Raw genomic sequence first — 16,857 nt, forward strand, 5'->3', positions numbered from 1 at the left:
CGTCAAGTTGTTTAATAAATCTAGCTTACCGCGCACTCTCGATACCAGTAAATATTCCTTAAAAAGGGGGAATCGATCGTCTAGTCCCTTCTTAACAAAGCTGGATAGAGAAGGATCGAGAAGATTGTTAACTCATCAGTAAGCTGACACTAGGTTCGCAGCTCAAGTTGATGCTATTTACTAACAACAAACCCAGACTTCTCCAAAGCAGTGGTTCCTGACGGGCTAAAAATGTATTTAATCAGTCCTTGAGTAGACTCCGAAGCATTTTTATGCCAAAGAATTTCGATCGGGCGTACCATTTGATATTTGCCTGCTTTGACATTTTCGGCTGTAGGCTCAACATTGTTGAGACTAAGACGGTTTACGGGTAGTTTATGGGAAATGGCGTAAGCCAGGGAAAAAGTACCGATGCTGTAGGGAGTGCTTTGAATCGCCTCGATTAATTCTCCTTCTTTGCGGAACACTACTGCTTGCGGTGAACTCTTCAAATCTTTTCCGAGATAGTGTTTGCGGAGGAGGCGTTTGGCAGATTCATCTTCTGGGCGATCGAGTACCACAATCTTAGCATCGGGCCCGCCCAGTTTTTTCCAGTTGGTCAAGGTGCCGCTGTAAATGGCTTTGAGGTCTTTAGTGGTCAGGTTTTTCACCCCTTTGACGCTGGGATGAGTAGCAACGAGAAGGGCATCGTGGGCGACTTCACGAAACTCTAATGTGCCATCATTTTCCTCGGGCTTTAATGTTTTAGAAATTGCACCAATATCAATAAGTTGTTGTTTGACTCCTGCAATCACTGTTTCAGATTGTCCCGGCTCTAACTGAGTAATTTTGGTGTTTTGGGAGGTGGATTCATAATTAGTCGCTAGCGTCTGAATCACACCTATTGTGCTGCTTGAACCTCCGATTTTGAGCGAGGCATCAGTTGGCGCTGCTGCCGTTGCAACCGTTGTAGCCGTGGAGGTACTGGCGTTTGTTGAGCAACTGGGCAAGCCAAAAAGTGCGATCGCGCCTAAAGTCAGGATTAATAAATTCCGTTTCATAGTATACAATTATTGGGTAATATTGTCAGCTTGCTAAATTTTTCATCAAACCAAACAGCAATCATTTTTTTGTGCTTCCCTGACTTGGCCTTACACTAACATAAATACCGAAAAGTGGCGATCTATTTAAAAATTCTTTACAAACTTGTGTATAGTCGAAGCGTTTGAGCAAAAATCTGTAAGTGCGATCGAATATCATATATTTTCATACTTTTGCATAATCGGGAGAGCGCGAAGTTCTAACATAGGAGTAGCAGCCATGAATAGCGGTCAAAAATTTAATTTTAAATTAGGAGAGCGTTTCTTAGAAGACTGGGCAGAACCTCCAGAAGATCCATTAGGAGAGCTTTCTCATTTTGAAATGGGATGGCGATGTTTCTGTTTTGAATACAACCATAAAGTTTTCATAGAAATAGGTGATGCTCAAAAAGAGGTGTTTTTAGATCCAGATATCTGTATGATGATCGACAATTACTTTCCCAAGGAAATTGCGAAGCTATCGCAAGGTAAACCAATAGAAATAGACTTTGGTGAGAGTTGGTTTACTATTATGTTGCTACCGATCGACAATAAGATTAACTGCACTTGGATCGAGTTTGGGACTTCGTGCTGGGAAAAGGTGTTTGAATGCGATCGCACTCAAGTATTAGATACCCTCAGAGGATTTTTGACGGAAGTGATGCAGCTAGCTGTAGATCAGGGTTTCATCACGCTGTTCGAGAAGGAGGAGTTTATTCATCCGGCTTTTGCTAGCAGTACGGATGCTGTGGTATTGAGCAAGTAGTTGGTTTTTGGTGGTGTTTTGGGCGATCGCCCTTGACGCAGAGGAAATGGGATAGAGGAGCGATCTAAACTTTAGCATACCTAACTCAACAATCTTTCAAGTCATTATTCCCAATATTGGGAAAATTTCCCAGATTGGATTGACGCTGATATCAGGTAGAGAGGTTTATATTTATCGATATTTGGCACAAAATATAGTTGCCAATTCTGCTGGCCAGTGTTAAAGTCTTAAAAGACAAAAGAAGACAAAAACTCCTCAAATTGCCAAGTATAAGAACTCTCTAATGTCTTGTATTTTTTGCAATCTTGGATTTTTCGCAATACCGAATCCTATCCTGATACGAAAAAGGCTCGCCTGAACTACTAATTCAGACAATGCCCTCGTTTTAGCTAGGTAGCTCAGTTGATTTGACCTGTAAACGTCAGACCCACACAACTAAACCCAACTTTTGAAATATATGTTCGACAATTATAACCCACAAGATGGACTATTGTATGCCAAGCATAGCCTGACTCCGATCTTCTCTGCTTTGGAGGAGTTAAACCCCGCTTGGGCAGAGTGTATCCGCAGTCTGCTTGATGACAAGGACGAAACTATCCAAGAACAGCGACAGGAAATAGATGACTTGAAGTACGAACTTGATTGTCAGCCAAATCCTTGGGATAACGATGGTTCATCACACGCAGATTGTCACGATCGCGAATATGTTACGGATAGACTAGGAATTTAACAAAAAGCCGATCGCCCTTACCATCCAAAAAATAAGACAATGGTAAAGGGCGATCGCCCTTCATCCTAAAATCTTTCTCAACTAAACCCATGAGTACAATTCGCTTACAACTAGCCGAATACTTGAAATGTCGAGGTTTCACCCCCGAAAACTTGGTCGAAGCTGTGGGCGAAACACTCAATCCTGAAACCGTATACCAACTGATCGAAAAAGCAGAAAACCTCAGCCACCTAGACTTATCCGTCTTAGCCGCCATTATAGATGGCTTGAGCAAACTCAATGGTTTTCCAGTCGGTATCCCAGAAGTGCTCATGTTTTTTCCTGACATTTCCGAAGAAGCATTAGCAAAATCACCTTGGCGTCAACTTTACCTCGTCGATAATGAAATTCCTCCATATGATTGGGGAGATGTAGATCCGATGAAACTTGGCCAACCCGTGCGCTATATACCGGGAGTAGGTGCCGTTATTCTTGAAGACGAAAGGGTAAAGTAATAAGCGTGACTAATACATTCAACATCCGCGATATTTTACTCGTTGATTTCCCTCCTCAAACGCCTGCACTGCACGAACAACAAGGAAGACGCCCTGCTGTAGTAGTGGGGAGCCCAAGCGACACAGGTACGATCCGTTTTGAGCTTGTGATTGTTGTGCCGATTACCAGACAATCAGGAGATTGGACTGCACAAAATCCAATTTTATACCCAAGTCTTCGGGCAGGAGTGGGAAATCTAACTGCCGACTCGATAGTATTGCTGGATCAAGTACGCACTGTAGATATCCGGCGAATATTGCGGTATCTTGGCAGTTTAACCGCAGAAGAGTATCAGCCGATCGCAAATGGACTCAAGCTAATGTTCGGCTTTTAAATTATCCATTAATAACCTAACAGTCGATCGCGCAAATTCTTAATGCGAGCGCCCTTCCCATTCATCTATATAATAGGTCGATCGGAATTTATGCACTCCGACAAAGAAACCGGGTTTTTAACGAATTTACTCGCCACAACGAAGTATTTTCACAAAAACCCGGTTTCTGGGCCCATGCGTCAGTTGTATAATCGCAACTGATGCGGATAAACCGTTTCAACACCTATCGTTTCCATAAATGATTCTGGTTCATCCTGAGTTGCGGTAACAAAATCTCCGCCAACTTCTGCTTTCACCCATCCGCCAAATAACTCGACTAAATAGGCTTCACCGTTTTTGAATACCTCAACAATTGCCCCGGCTGTTTCTGGCGGTGCAATCTCGCCATCACCGAGGGCGACTGCTTCGGTTAAACATACTGCATCGAATAACTGAAATTTGCTCATTGCTCCCCATTCTTCAACCCGCGAAGGCGGGTTTTGTTCGTGTAGACGCGGTTTCAACCGCCGAGTTTAATATACATCAAAAGCCTATTTTGAACAGGCAAGATGCCTGTTCCACGGTAAATATGGTCGATATCTAATGCCCTAACAGTTTATCCCGCAGATGCTTAATTCGATCGCGCAACTTACCAGCCTCCTCAAACTCCAACTTCTTCGCCGCCGCCTTCATCTGCGTCTCCAACCGCCCGATTAACTGAGGAATCTCGTCCAAAGATAACTCATCCACCTGTTCGTAAACCTCCTCCAACTGCTGCGAGTTCAGCTTGCGCGACACATCCAGAAACGCCAGAATCGCATTAGTCGATCGCTTTTTCGCGATCGGCTGCGGCGTAATCCCGTGCATCTTATTGTACGCTAGCTGAATCCCCCGGCGCCGATCCGTTTCGTCGATCGCCTTAACCATACTATCAGTCAAATTATCCGCATACAAAATAGCCTGTCCCTGCACGTGGCGCGCCGCCCGTCCAATCGTTTGAATCAAAGAACGTTCCGATCGCAAAAACCCCTCTTTATCCGCATCCAAAATCACCACCAGCGACACTTCCGGCAAATCCAAACCTTCCCGCAGCAAGTTGACACCAATCAACACATCAAACTTGCCATCCTGCAAATCTTGGATAATTTCGATGCGTTGAATCGACTGAATTTCCGAGTGCAAATACCGGACTCTAATCGCCCTTTCCTGCAAATATTCAGTTAAATCCTCCGCCATCCGCTTCGTCAAAGTCGTCACCAAAACTCGCTCGTCCCGAGTGACTCTCTGCTTAATTTCCCCCAACAAATCGTCAATTTGTCCTTCCGTCGGGCGCACGAAAATTGTCGGATCGACGACTCCCGTAGGGCGAATTACTTGCTCGGCAACTCTCCCTTCCGAGATTTCCATTTCCCAATTCCCCGGAGTCGCAGAAACAAAGATGCACTGATTCTCTTTTGCCCAGAACTCCTCTGCTTTCAAAGGGCGGTTGTCAGCAGCACTTGGCAAGCGAAAACCATGTTCGATCAATACTTTTTTCCGCGCTTGGTCGCCGTTGTACATTCCCCGAATTTGCGGCACTGTGACGTGGGATTCATCTACTACCAACATCCAATCTTTCGGAAAATAATCAATCAAACATTCGGGCGGTTCTCCGGCATTTCGGCCTGCTAAATGCCGCGAATAATTCTCTACTCCGTTACAGTATCCAACTTCCCGCAGCATTTCCAAATCGTAGCGAGTGCGCTGTTCTATCCGCTGCGCTTCTAATAGTTTCCCTTCTTTTTCAAATGCTAGCAGCCTGTCTTCTAATTCGAGTTCTATTCCTTGGCAAGCTGCCTCTAATTTATCATCAGCAGTCACAAAGTGGCGCGCAGGATAAATATTTAAAGCCGTTGTACTTTGGATGATTTTACCAGTTACGGGGTCAACGTAGCGAATGGCATCGATTTCGTCGCCGAAGAATTCGACGCGAATAATTCGATCTTCGTAGGCGGGGCCGATTTCTACAACATCGCCTTTGACTCGAAATTTGCCTCTACCTAAATCTAGGTCGTTGCGGCTGTATTGGACGTTGACTAAATCTCGCAATATTTGCCGCTGGTTGACTTCCATTCCTACTTGCAAAGGGATAGCAGCTTTCAGGTATTCTGCGGGCATTCCCAAACCGTAAATGCAGCTAATTGATGCTACGACAATTACGTCGCGGCGTTCAAAGAGCGATCGCGTGGCGGAGTGTCGCAGCATATCGATCTCATCGTTAATTGCTGCGGTTTTTTCAATAAAAGTATCGCTGACGGCGATGTATGCTTCAGGTTGGTAGTAGTCGTAATAACTGACAAAGTATTCGACTGCATTGTTGGGGAAAAAATTGCGGAGTTCGTTGCACAGTTGAGCGGCCAGGGTTTTGTTGTGTGCTAAGACTAAGGTGGGTCTACCGATTTTTTCGATCGCCGAGGCAATGGTGAAGGTTTTGCCCGTACCTGTGGCACCGAGTAAGGTTTGAAATCGATCGCCCGCTTGGATGCCTTTGACGAGTTGGGCGATCGCTAGCGGTTGGTCGCCCGTGGGATCGAAGGGCGCTTGCAATTGAAAAGATGCTGCCGCAGTTACCATAGGAAAATGTCGCTATTACCGATAAATTTTAACAAAAATTCAGAGATTCTGCAATTTCGTTAAGAAAATAGTTAAACTTTATAATATTATTTTAATTATCGGTTCAAATAGAAAGCAGAAAGCCCAGAAAAGCAGTTGTCCGAACCCAGTAATCAGCAAGGAAAAAAAATTATGGCTCTCACACCCAAAGACAAAGTCAAAGCGAGCCCCCGCGGCGGCAAAGGCACTACCAAGGCCCTACCACCCGCCAGCGAAGCCAAATCAGCGGGCATTCAACTTTATCAGCCGCAACTCCTACATGACAACCGCCCCGTCGGCCCAAACGATTTTACCATCAGCGAGACAGTCTCGATCTCGGGGAATCGCCCGATCGGCGCTAGCACCCTGCACATCAGCGAAACCTACGGCACTGTAGGCAATCGCCCGATCGAAGCCAGCGACTTTGAAGTGGTGGCTACACTCGGCAGACGCCCGATCGGCTCCAGCGCCATGCAAGTCAGTGAAATGTTCAGTATGTCCGGTGCGCGCCCTATTGCGATCAGCAATCTGCACATTGATGAAGTTTACTCCACCATGGGAGGCAACCGGCCAATTGCTTCCAACGACATTGACGACAGCTCGACCTTAATGGGATTTTTAGATTAATTATTCATTGGTCATTAGTTATTAGTTTTTCACTATTAACTCTATTAACTAATGACTAAAAACACATTTTTAGAGAAGTTTGTGACCAAGGAGATTGATAATTGGAAAACTCGAAAGTAATTTATAGCGGATCTAGCTCTCATATTCGCGGACGTTGTTGGGATGCGAGCCCTCTTTGTCTGGGAGGTTATGTAAGCTGTCTGTCATACCTCATCTTTTTGAGAAAGGCTATATTTTATCCTACCAATTTCCACAATATTTTCGCCATTATTAAATAGCTCAATTGCGTCAGGAAAAGCACGAGTAAAAATACGATGCAAATCTTTATTCGTAATGTTGCCACAGGTTAGCCAAAGAATTTGAGGCGGTTTGCCAAGGCTAATTACTAAATCAACAAAATCCCTATCCTTAGGACTGAAAAATTAATAACTTCATTATCTACTCATTTGTCGGAACAGCACGGTAATTCCATTTTGGCAAATATTCATCAAAAATAATTTTCATTGTATTCTTAAATCCATCTGCTACTTTTCTACCAGTTTTATAAATTTTATCAAGCACATTTACCACCACAGAAAGTCCGGTTTTGTGTGGTTTTTTTTCATGAGCTCTTTGACCAACTCAACAGAAGTAAAAATCACTCCTTGACAAGCTCTCGTTACATGAGAAAATAAGCGATGCTCTATTGGATTATACTCCAATGTATAGGGAGGATAATGTGCTATTCTGATTTCTATATGGAGCTACGTTGACTAATTTTTGCAAATCCGATTTAAAGATATAGTGATTAGAATTATTACTACCACCTCCATCGCATTTAATCAAGATTGAACTTGCTTGAGGGTAGAGATAGATTCCGTAATTTATCCACCATGATTTAATCGATTCACAAGCAAATTCACTCGTATCTTTACTAATACCTAGGGTTAAATATCCTCGGTTATGTTGCACATCATAAATTCCATGAGGTACTATTTTGCCCTCAGCCAAACTGAAAAAGTCATGGTCAAGTGTGGTAACTGTTTCGGTAGTATACAGAGTTCCTGAGCGATATAAATTTCCAATAAATTCCTTTTTTTTGGTATCCATGCTAATGATAGGATTTCCCTGTAACTCATACTCTTCAGTGATTCTGGCAAGATTTTCAAATTGTTCGTTACGATTCTTTGTTATTCCTGTTGTTTGTTTTTTTTGAGCTTGACGTTTCACATATCCGTGCTTTTTTAATAATTTTTTGACAACCGTTACACTGACTGTTATGCCATGAACTTTCAGACCTTCAACTATTTCTTCTTGAGTGAGATTAGTCCATTTAATTTTCTCATCCATTGGGCTGCCTGCTGTATAATGTTTTAACACTTCTAAAAAACTTTCATTCAAGCCAGGTATCAGAGACTCGCTAGTTTTTCTTCCTCCTCCTTTTTGACGAATTCTGTGTCCCTCAAAAGTAGTCTCTGATTCACTTTTTAATTCCTTAATGCCTTTGGCTATTGTATTTCTGTCTGCTGCCAAAATTCGGGATATGTAACTAATTCCACCATAACCAAGTTTTTCGGCTTCTATTGCTGCATATCTTCGTCGATCTTTTTCAGATAGAGATTGATAAAGTTTCCGCATCTGAGCAGTAATTTCAGAGGAGTAATACATAAATTTACCTGAACAAAATGAAGGAAATTAACTAACCAATTATTAGGGAAACAAAGAAGGTGAACATCGAATAAGGATGAGTTTTGACCACCAGAATGAAATGTTACATCCTTTGTAATCACTCATTTGTTTATTATACCTTGCTTGTGTTATTAAATTTTCATTCCTAAGGATGAGTTTTGACCACAAAATGAAATGTTACATCCTTTGCAATCACTCATTTGTTTATTATACCTTGCTTGTGTTATTAAATTTTCATTCCTTATCCCGTCGCTCAAAGAAATTGATAAACGCTCTAGACAAGTTTAGCGACACCGATTGCAACACTTGGCTATAAGGTTCAGCCAACCATCCAAACTCTTTTTTGAGAGCAGGTAGACGGTCGTTTCTCCCTTCCTGGGATAGCCCTTTACCAGTTTCTTTATAAAGTTGATTGGTCATGGCTAACGAATTATTCCAAAACCAACGGGCACAGCCGAATGCTTTTGATAGCGCTACTTGCTGCTCATCGTTAGGATAAATTCGTACCTTGACTGCGTGTTTCATGTCTCTATCTTACTACGAAAAACTTAAATCAGTAAATAAATATTCTAGGTCGAAGGCAAAGCTAATTGGCTGTTGGATCGGGGAGTTCCAACAGCCGCGCTATCCATCCCCACCGTGTAGACGGATGGGGAATTCCGCTAATCAGTTAAATTTTGATTGTTCCCAGACTTTAGTCTGGGAATGCATCTTTAACGACTCCAAATTGAAATTGCAACGAAAAAGTGAAAAAGACAGAAAAACTAAGTTTGTCGTATCTTTTACCTTGTTATTTGGAGACACTGGCGAGAATCTTTTCCATCTCAGAAAGCTCCAGCGCACCGGAGAATGTTTTGCCGTTCAGAATAAAGAATGGAGTGCCTTCGATTCCCAGTTTTTGAGCCAGTTGCACGTCTTTCTGAATCGCGGCTTCGGCGGCGGGGCTGTTGCGATCGCTGTTGAATTTATCTAACTTGAGATTGAGCTTTTGGGCGATCGATCCGTAAAATTCCTCGCCTAACTGTTTTTGCCCTTCAAACAAAGCGCTGTAATATTCCCAGAATTTTCCCTGCTGTTGGGCAGCCCAAGCTGCTTTAGCTGCTGGTAGCGCTTGAGGGTGAATTGAACTCAAGGGAAAATGCTTGTAAGCTAAAGTAACTTTGTCCTGGTGTTTTGCCATAAACTGCTTAACGGTATCGTGAGCGCGCGCGCAAAACGGACATTGAAAGTCAGAGAATTCTAAAAGTACAATCTGCTGCGAAGCCGAACCCGTGCTAGGAGAATCCCCGATCGCCGATTTGGGATTTGTTTTCATCTCCTGGAAAAATGACTCCTGCGCTGCTTTGAGAGACTGCTGCTGCTGTTGCTGATACGCTTGTACCGAATCTAAAATTGCTTGGGGGTTTTCGCGGATCACCTGCAAGACTTGCTCTTTAAACTTGGGATCGACTGAATTGCCAGCCGCTGACTGGGCGGGGGAACAACCGATAAATACAAGGCAACCCGCAAGCAGTGCAGCCAAGCAGAAGGCTTGCTGGCTGCGGAATTTTCGCCAAATAGTGGATATGTTCATCTTTTTTCCTGGTTTACGGCAACACTTAATCCTACATTTAATTTTGCGGAGTGTCAGGTGTACCGCAGTTTAGTGCTGTGCAGCTATTTTTATATCTAAGCAATAATTAGCAATTGGCGATCGCAAATTCGGAGTGGGCAATTGGCAGTGGGTTTTACTAACCGGGAGCATCTCAGTTTTGCATTTATAGTGCTGTCCCCGCTCGCGTGTTTATACAAACACGCGAGCGGGGACAGCACTAGAATAAAAAACGCTTCTTGCAACAATGAGATGCTCCCTACTCACCCTAACAGCAACCAGCGGCATAATTAAGATTTAAAATCTCGAAATTTAGTATGATATTGGAGCGAATAGTCTGTAGTGAGGACTTCAGTCCTCATCAAATGAGAGAGGACTGAAGTCCTCGCTACAAACAATCTCTAAAGGTTTGTAGTGAGGACTTCAGTCCTTCCTCAATCATTTCCGGCTGTTGAGCCATTTAGCAGCAACTATCCCCAAAATACCTGCCACAACTGGATTTCCCAAAAACTTCATCAAACTAGGCTGTTCTGCCAGCACTTCTCGGAAAATATCCGGGTGATTGTGATAGGTGAACGAGGCAAGCTTGGTAACATCATCAGCAGTCATGCGGCTCGCGTGGTGGGTAGAAAGTCCTAATTGCTTTTCCAACTGGCGATCGTTCAATCCTCTCTTGTCCAACTGCTTGAAGAACTCCCGAGCCACGTCGTCCAGTTCGTTCGGCTTGATTTGGGCGATCGCCTTTTGCAATTCCGGTTCCAACTGTGCCGGCGGAAGAGACTCGTGATTAAAAGAACGCCCGAATAATTGTTTGCGCTGATCCGGGGAAGTTCTCTGAGCAAAATCGTCAAAATTTTCGTACTCTTCACCAGTTGTCTCAGGCATCATTTCGCGATCGCCCTGAGCCAAATCGCTCATGATTTGTCGCTTGTAATTATCGCTGCTACTCATGGTAATTATTTTTCCAACTACACAACAGTTCCGTCTCAAATTGAGATTCCTTCGACTTCAAAAAGCTGCGGAATATTAAAGCGTCGCGCTGCTATAAATTCCGCTTTTTAACCAAGTCAAGACTTGTCTTCAATCTGATTTGATTGCTGGTCGTACTTGGCAGTCAAAATCAGTTTTTTGTCAGGAGCATAAACCAAAACACTTAAATCCTGATTTGGGAAATTAACGTTCGCGAGCGGGGACGCTCGCGCTAAGGAATGAGAATTAAATAACTTACAATTTTTATTGTTCTTGTGGGATGGGCGGGAGAGTCCATTCTTTCTGGACGGGCGGGACGCCCATCCCACAAACTTGTGTAAGTTATTAACTTTTCGTTCCTAATGACAACTCACAAACGTTCGCGAGCGAGGACGCTCGCGCTAATGACAACTAACAAATAACAAATAACAAATAACAAATAACAACTGACAAATAACAACTAACAACTAACAAATAACAACTAACAACTGACTTCAAAAAAAGAGTGTGGGCAAGACTTCATCTTACCCACACCCTAAAAAAACGTTATTAGTTTTAATCTACCTTGTGATGACATTCTTTATCTATTTTGTGCTGAAGTTCTTCTTTCAACTGTTCCACAGCGCGCATAGTTTGAGCTTTTTCTTGTTTCTGCTGGCCGAGGGCTTTTTCTGTTTCCTCGCCCACCAATTTTTCCCTTGATTTTGGTAATGTAACTTCGCTGCCACTTACAGTGTGGATCTGGTTTTCTTCAATATTCATTAGTTTTCACCGCTTTTAAAAATCTAGGTAAACCTAGCAAGACTCAGCGGTTTAAGGTTCTTAAGCATTCTTTCCTATCGCTTACGCTTCCTCAATGTCAAGGTTGCCCAGGAAATCCCAGTTAGAGTTAGAATAGTAACTATGTCTATTAGTTATTATTCCAGATTGCTTGATTTTTTTATTCAGTTGATTCCACAGGCTCCAAACGTGCTTTGTTGAGTTCACCTCAACAAAGGCGGTTAAGGAGCCTGGTATTTTTTCCGACAATCTCATTCCCCTACGGCCGATAACTAACGCCGCTGCTTCATCACTAGCCAAACCATACATCCTCAGATATTTGACTAAACCAATAATACTAGAATAAGCAGGATTGACCGTTAAAAGCTCAATACCTCTGTTAGAAAGAATTGAGTTTAACAACTTAAACAACTCAGAATAAGCCCAACCTGATAGCATCCGAGCATATTTCTTGCCACGTTCTCTAAGTTGCTCTTTCTTGCTGGTAAAGTCTAATTCCTCGCAGACTATTGGACATTGAAACTTGATAGCTAATGCCGATAATTCTCGGCAAGCTTTAACAATTTGAGCTTGCTGTTGACCCTTGCGTAAACCAGTTTGTAGTCGGATTTTACCCTGTGCTTTCAAGTTACCTTCGGTATCAATATACGCCCAACCAATCGAGCCGGGATTCATGTCGATACCAATACAACCATAATCTACAGAACGCGATACCTGCTCAACATTGGAGGGCGTGAAACTAACAGCAACACACCATTTACCAGATTTATAATAGAAGTGCCAAGTTTTAGCGCCCGTAGCTGGTAATCGGTTAATATTGCGAGGGAAATCGCCAATATACGAATCTACATTTTTACCAAACTTAGATTCTAAACAAGCTGGCACTCTAACTCTTAAATTATCCCCATCCCACTGACACACTTGATTACCATAAGATTCATCTTTGGAACCCACGATAAAGGCTTGATTCTTGGGGACACGAACCCGCACAGGGATTGATTTTAGGACGGCTAATATTTGCCGATACCTGGTCAGCTTACGTTTTTTATTGTGTATCTGAAAGCGTAGGTTTTGCCAGTTAGTTTGTCTATACTTTAGGTCACTAGATAACGGAAATGCACAACCGCTTTTACTATTTTGCCAGTTCTTTTTAGCGTAAAACTTCCGAGCTAATTTGAGTTTTCTCTCAGCTTTTGTTAGCCAAGCTTCACAAGATTTAGCTTGATTTTCTAAGGTTTTTATGTGTGAAATCCGGCACTCCTTGGCGCTATCAACAGCACCCTTAGCCGATGAGATTACACCATTGGCATGACGTTTGCTAATACCGTAAGTTTTTTGTAGGTGCGTGTTCCAGTATGACTTGTTAAATCCTTCTCCTAACATCATAAAGTTGACAGTTTCACATACTGCTTTGTGAAATATTGGTGTGTAAGCGCTCAAAAACATTTCTAGCTGAGTTTTACCGATCGCGTTCAACTCATCTATCGGTGTAGAAAGTGCTTTGCAGTAAGTGATGCTGGTCATTGAGTTCGATAGTTGTCGGGTTCGCCTGACTTGATTTTTATATATTAACATCTATCTTAAATCTACTGACCACCCTTGAATTAACTTTTATTTCTAGGTAAATCTAGGTATTTTGGCAACTGCTGACAACCCTAATTTATGCCAAAAATATTTTCAACAAGGCTAATTCAAAGTTGACCTTACCTCGATCCTAAGGTAAAGCACGGAGAGTTCCCTCTGCCTGAAGGGTGATAGGGGCTGGGGAAGAGTGGGTGAGTTCTGAGGTTTGAGTATTATACTAAGAGCAATCTACCGAGAGTTACATCTCCCGGAAGCAAGATATGGGAATGGGAATAGTGTCTGAGTAGGTGCTATTAGTTGGTGACTCGCACGCAGCTAGGCGGTGAATGAGTTGGGGAGAGGAGATGGATGAGAGCGTGGGAGAGTGTAAGAGGGAAGAGGGGGATAATTTTTCTGCTGCATTGCACAAGTGGGTTCTACCGTTTGTTTGATGAGGCTGCTTAGACCTCCGTCACAGATTGAGAGAAAAATCGGTGACAGGTTAGTGCAGAATTAAGTCAATGCAGGAAGGTTTGACCGTTAAAATCAACAAGATGCAGCAATTGTCAAGTTGTGTGGCGATCGGGTGAAATAATCTGCTAAACCAGAGTTAGCCTCCGGACTAACTTCCCGCAGGATTGAACTAAAATTTCTGTTATTAGTAAAAAGTATCTAAAACCCTATGGGAGCAAGCAGCAGTAACCCCCTCGAAGCAGCCGGCCAAACTTGTGAGCCGATCAAAATAGGCGTGTTGCATTCGCTGACGGGAACTATGTCCATCAGCGAAATTTCTGTAAAAGATGCGACGCTGTTGGCTGTTGAGGAAATTAATGCGGCGGGAGGGGTACTCGGACGCCCCTTGGAAGCGGTGATAGCAGATGGAGCCAGCGATTTGCAGACTTTTGCTCAAAAAGCTAAGCAATTGCTCCAAGAATCGCAGGTGGCGGTGGTATTTGGTTGTTGGACTTCGGCCAGTCGCAAGGCGGTACTGCCGGCTTTTGAGTACGGCAATGGGTTGCTCTTTTATCCGGTACAGTATGAAGGGCTAGAACAGTGTCCGAATATTTTTTACACTGGTGCGGCCCCGAACCAACAGATTGTACCTGGGGTGAATTACTTGCTGGCTCAGGGGAAGCGGAAAATTTTCCTGTTGGGTTCTGATTATATTTTTCCCCGGACGGCAAATTTGATTGTGAAAGCTCAACTGGCTGCACTCGGAGGAGAGTTGGCGGGGGAAGTGTATCTGCCACTGGGTTCGAGGGAGGTGGACGAGGCGATCGCACATATTTTAGCAGTGAAACCGGATGCGATTCTCAACAGTCTTAACGGCGACAGCAATGTGGCTTTTTTCCTTCGTCTGCGGGAAGCTGGTTTGAAACCGGAGGATTTGCCGGTGATGTCGGTTAGCGTGGCAGAAGAGGAAATACGGGCGATAGGGCCGTCCAATATTGCCGGACATTGGGTGGTTTGGAACTATTTTCAAACTGTTGATACAGCGGAAAATCAGAAATTTGTTAAGGATTATAAAGCGAGATACGGGGAAAATCGTGTCACGGATGACCCAATCGAAGCGGCTTATTTGGGGGTTTATCTGTGGAAGAAAGCAGTAGAAAAAGCTGGTTCGATAGATGTAATTAAAGTCAGGGCGGCTGCTAAAAATATTGAGTTTGCAGCGCCTTCTGGCATGGTAAAAATAGATGCCAAAACTCAGCATACCTGGAAAACAGTGCGGATTGGTCAGGTGCGATCGGACGGTCAAATTGAGGAGATTTGGAATTCCGGGGCACCTGTACAGCCGGATCCTTTTCTCAAAAGCTACCCTTGGGCGGCCGCACTAAGTCCGAAGCAGATTTCTGTGGGTACTAGGGCTTCTTTGCTCGGGCTGTTTGTGATCATGGTACTGATCGCTTGGATGGCGGTGGGAGTCGGGTGGATGGGTTCTTTGGAGATGAAGAACTCTTTGCTGGCGATGCAGGCAGCATCAGCTCCAGCGGGGGCTGCGGAGGCAACAATGGCGGTGCTGGCCGAGCAAACTATGGCTGTGGCGAGTCGCACTCAGAGTTGGCTGGTGGGGGCTTTGGTTTTGAGTTCGATCGCAGGTATAGTTGCTTGTGTGTCGGTGTCGGCGATTATTCGGAATTTGGGTTTGCTCCGGGAAACTGCCCAACTGATTGCGAGCGGTGATTTGACGGCTCGATCGCCTGTGGTGTCTAATGATGCGATCGGAGTTCTATCTTCTACTCTCAATACAATGGCTCAGCAAATTAGCAGTTTGCTCAAAGGTTTGGAGGTGCGGCAACGACAGCTAGAAGAGCGATCGGGTGAATTGGAAATTGCTAAGAACGCTGCGGAAGCTGCTAACCGCGCGAAAAGCACGTTTTTGGCAAATATGACTCACGAATTGCGGACGCCCTTAAATGCGATTATTGGCTACAGCGAGCTGCTGCAAGAAGAGGCTCTTGAACTCGGCGAAGAAGAGTTTGTGATGGATTTGGCAAGCATTAATATGGCAGGCAAGCAGTTGCTGAACATTATTAGTGACATCCTGGATATTTCTAAAATAGAAGCAGGAAAGATGACTCTTTTCCTGGAGACTTTTGATGTCTTGAATTTAGTCGATCAGGTTATGACTACTGTTCAACCGCTGGTGGGGAAAAATGGCAATACTTTGAGTGTCAATTGCGATCGCGATATTGGTACGATCTACGCTGATTCGGCGAAGCTGCGGCAAGCGCTGTTGAATTTGGCCAGCAATGCTGCTAAGTTTACCGATCGAGGCAAAATTACAATTAATGTTTGGAAGGAAGAATCGGAAGTTTTGCCGGTGGAGAATTCCGAGGATCTCTCGGATATTGCCTCTGAATTTCACAAATATTCGATCGTGTTTCAAGTCACCGATACGGGCATCGGCATGACTGACGATCAGATTTCGAGGCTGTTTGGAGCTTTTTCACAAGCGGACGATTCGACTACCCGCAGGTACGGTGGCACGGGTTTGGGGCTTACTATTAGCCGAAAGTTTTGCCAGATGATGGGCGGGGATATTACAGTTGAGAGCCAGTTTGATTGCGGTTCTACTTTTACGATTCGCTTGCCGATGGCGATTAAAATCGAGAAAGAAGCCGAGGGCGATCGAACACCGGAAGAAACGGCGCAGCAAGAAGTGCGATCGCAAGCGCTGGAACTTCCTGATGCTGCGACTGTGCTAGTAATTGACGACGATCCTGACTCGCGAGATTTGATCGCCCGCTGCTTGTCGAAACAAGGATTTCGGGTACTCTCGTCAGCTAGCGGTGAGGCAGGGCTTGAGTTAGCTAAGGAGTCGCTACCTGATGCGATTACTCTAGACGTGATGATGCCGAGTATGGACGGCTGGGCGGTTCTCTCGGCCTTGAAAGCCGATCCGGAGTTAGCTAATATTCCGGTGATTATGTTGACTTTTTTGGACGATCAAAATCATGGTTTAGAATTGGGAGCGGCGGAGTATTTGAGGAAGCCTTTGGATTACAAACGCTTTGCTGATTTATTGAGTAAATATCAGCGCCCGCAAAAGTAGTCTGTTGACGGTTGACGGTTGACGGTTGACGGTTGACCATTTGTGACAAGTTAAGAAAAAGTGCAAATTGT

15 protein-coding genes and 2 pseudogenes are annotated in these 16,857 nt (G+C 44.0%); 6 read left to right on the top strand and 11 right to left on the bottom strand.

Translation table 11 applies throughout. The annotated features are described in order from the left end of the window. Positions 1-173: 173 nt before the first annotated feature. On the bottom strand, positions 174-1,040 hold the full coding sequence (locus tag JGK22_RS10570) for a substrate-binding domain-containing protein (protein WP_293174217.1): 867 nt from the start codon (positions 1,038-1,040) through the stop codon (positions 174-176). A gap of 259 nt (positions 1,041-1,299) precedes the next feature. Here JGK22_RS10570 and JGK22_RS10575 point away from each other — a divergent pair, with 259 nt between their 5' ends. From JGK22_RS10575 to JGK22_RS10590, 4 genes are all read left to right on the top strand, one after another. Then, positions 1,300-1,824, top strand: a complete 525-nt coding sequence (locus tag JGK22_RS10575) for a hypothetical protein (protein WP_293174214.1) — start codon at positions 1,300-1,302, stop codon at positions 1,822-1,824. 457 nt (positions 1,825-2,281) lie between these two features. Next, the gene (locus tag JGK22_RS10580) at positions 2,282-2,554 is read left to right on the top strand and encodes a hypothetical protein (RefSeq protein WP_293174212.1); all 273 of its coding nucleotides are present in this window, start codon (positions 2,282-2,284) and stop codon (positions 2,552-2,554) included. Positions 2,555-2,643: 89 nt separating this feature from the next. After that, complete coding sequence (locus tag JGK22_RS10585) at positions 2,644-3,048, top strand: hypothetical protein (protein ID WP_293174209.1); 405 nt, start codon at positions 2,644-2,646, stop codon at positions 3,046-3,048. A 5-nt stretch (positions 3,049-3,053) separates the two neighbouring features. After that, positions 3,054-3,422: a type II toxin-antitoxin system PemK/MazF family toxin gene (locus JGK22_RS10590; protein WP_293174206.1), complete on the top strand. Its 369-nt coding sequence runs from the start codon at positions 3,054-3,056 to the stop codon at positions 3,420-3,422. Positions 3,423-3,601: 179 nt separating this feature from the next. Here the strand turns inward: JGK22_RS10590 and JGK22_RS10595 are convergent, their stop codons facing one another. Next, positions 3,602-3,925, bottom strand: a complete 324-nt coding sequence (locus JGK22_RS10595) for a DUF4926 domain-containing protein (protein WP_293174203.1) — start codon at positions 3,923-3,925, stop codon at positions 3,602-3,604. Positions 3,926-4,001: 76 nt separating this feature from the next. After that, a complete protein-coding gene (gene uvrB, locus JGK22_RS10600) occupies positions 4,002-6,014 on the bottom strand; it encodes an excinuclease ABC subunit UvrB (RefSeq protein ID WP_293174200.1) in 2,013 nt (670 codons plus the stop codon). 171 nt (positions 6,015-6,185) lie between these two features. On the opposite strand from uvrB, the gene JGK22_RS10605 reads away from it, so the two are divergent. Next, positions 6,186-6,659 carry a hypothetical protein gene (locus tag JGK22_RS10605; protein ID WP_293174197.1) on the top strand — a complete coding sequence of 158 codons (474 nt, stop codon included), beginning with the start codon at positions 6,186-6,188 and terminating at the stop codon, positions 6,657-6,659. Positions 6,660-6,862: 203 nt separating this feature from the next. Here JGK22_RS10605 and JGK22_RS33245 read toward each other — a convergent pair. From JGK22_RS33245 to JGK22_RS10645, 8 genes and pseudogenes are all read right to left on the bottom strand, one after another. Next, positions 6,863-7,057 (bottom strand): annotated as a pseudogene (locus JGK22_RS33245) (DUF5615 family PIN-like protein); the annotation flags it as partial. Positions 7,058-7,097: 40 nt separating this feature from the next. Beyond that, a pseudogene (locus JGK22_RS33250) lies at positions 7,098-7,360 on the bottom strand (hypothetical protein). Next, positions 7,350-8,306 carry an ISAzo13 family transposase gene (locus tag JGK22_RS10620; protein ID WP_293202696.1) on the bottom strand — a complete coding sequence of 319 codons (957 nt, stop codon included), beginning with the start codon at positions 8,304-8,306 and terminating at the stop codon, positions 7,350-7,352. The pseudogene JGK22_RS33250 and the gene JGK22_RS10620 overlap by 11 nt, the downstream one beginning before the upstream one ends. A gap of 255 nt (positions 8,307-8,561) precedes the next feature. Further along, the gene (locus JGK22_RS10625; protein WP_293189355.1) at positions 8,562-8,852 is read right to left on the bottom strand and encodes a helix-turn-helix domain-containing protein; all 291 of its coding nucleotides are present in this window, start codon (positions 8,850-8,852) and stop codon (positions 8,562-8,564) included. A gap of 265 nt (positions 8,853-9,117) precedes the next feature. Then, the gene (locus JGK22_RS10630) at positions 9,118-9,900 is read right to left on the bottom strand and encodes a DsbA family protein (protein WP_293174188.1); all 783 of its coding nucleotides are present in this window, start codon (positions 9,898-9,900) and stop codon (positions 9,118-9,120) included. 456 nt (positions 9,901-10,356) lie between these two features. Continuing rightward, entirely contained in the window at positions 10,357-10,869 is a 513-nt protein-coding gene (locus JGK22_RS10635; RefSeq protein ID WP_293174185.1) for a hypothetical protein, read from the bottom strand. Between the two features lie 573 nt (positions 10,870-11,442). Then, entirely contained in the window at positions 11,443-11,649 is a 207-nt protein-coding gene (locus JGK22_RS10640; protein ID WP_293206736.1) for a hypothetical protein, read from the bottom strand. An 81-nt stretch (positions 11,650-11,730) separates the two neighbouring features. Then, a complete protein-coding gene (locus JGK22_RS10645) occupies positions 11,731-13,191 on the bottom strand; it encodes a hypothetical protein (protein ID WP_293189357.1) in 1,461 nt (486 codons plus the stop codon). A gap of 721 nt (positions 13,192-13,912) precedes the next feature. Here JGK22_RS10645 and urtA point away from each other — a divergent pair. Further along, positions 13,913-16,786: an urea ABC transporter substrate-binding protein gene (gene urtA / locus JGK22_RS10650; RefSeq protein WP_293174176.1), complete on the top strand. Its 2,874-nt coding sequence runs from the start codon at positions 13,913-13,915 to the stop codon at positions 16,784-16,786. Positions 16,787-16,857 lie beyond the last annotated feature (71 nt).

This window comes from Microcoleus sp. PH2017_08_TRC_O_A, from assembly GCF_020738665.1.
Classification (GTDB): domain Bacteria; phylum Cyanobacteriota; class Cyanobacteriia; order Cyanobacteriales; family Microcoleaceae; genus Microcoleus.